At 36.5% G+C, this 595-nt stretch carries 1 protein-coding gene; it reads right to left on the reverse strand.

Annotation, left to right across the window (positions count from 1 at the left end; genetic code table 11):
• Window positions 1–199: 199 nt before the first annotated feature.
• On the reverse strand, window positions 200–595 hold a 396-nt coding region (locus tag ACFIL8_RS12335; RefSeq protein WP_375690059.1), incomplete at its 5' end, for a type IV secretion system protein.

Consider the following 595-nt stretch of genomic DNA (forward strand, 5'->3'; position numbering starts at 1 on the left):
TTGTCATTATTATAATTTTGACACTAAAGTAAAGTGTATAGTTTACGATAATTTATCTTTTCTTAATTTCATTTTTTAATTTATGAAAATAGCTCAATTTCAGTGCAAATATTTTTTACTTTAGGATTGGATATCCTCGTTATTTTGTCATATGGATATTAAGGGCGTCTGTTACGGGAACCATTGCTTTTTATCTCATCTAGTTTTTATGTCTCCATAGATGTCCAAATGTAATGCCTTTTGCGAGAGAATTGGCCATGCTTGATAGTTTGAGTAACAGCATGATGGATATAATGGACAAGATGAGAGCTCCTCCAAACATGTATGCTACATTCTGGTCGTAGTCGAGTTTCATATCACTCAAATAGTTTGCAAAGATATTCATCATTAGATTAAATACAGTTGCTAAGAGTAGAAAGAGGATTATATAATTGGCGACTTGGATTATCCATTGCTCGAAAAGGCGATGAGTTGGTTGCCAGAGCAAAGCAATGATGAAGATTGGCCCCCATCCTACGAGAAGTGCAAGTGCGATTTTTGTCAGGAGCACGAGACCCCCACCGATTGCGACTACGAGGCTTGTTGCTAGCAAGAT

The sequence above is a fragment of the Bartonella sp. AP57NXGY genome (genome assembly GCF_042195805.1).
Lineage (GTDB): Bacteria > Pseudomonadota > Alphaproteobacteria > Rhizobiales > Rhizobiaceae > Bartonella.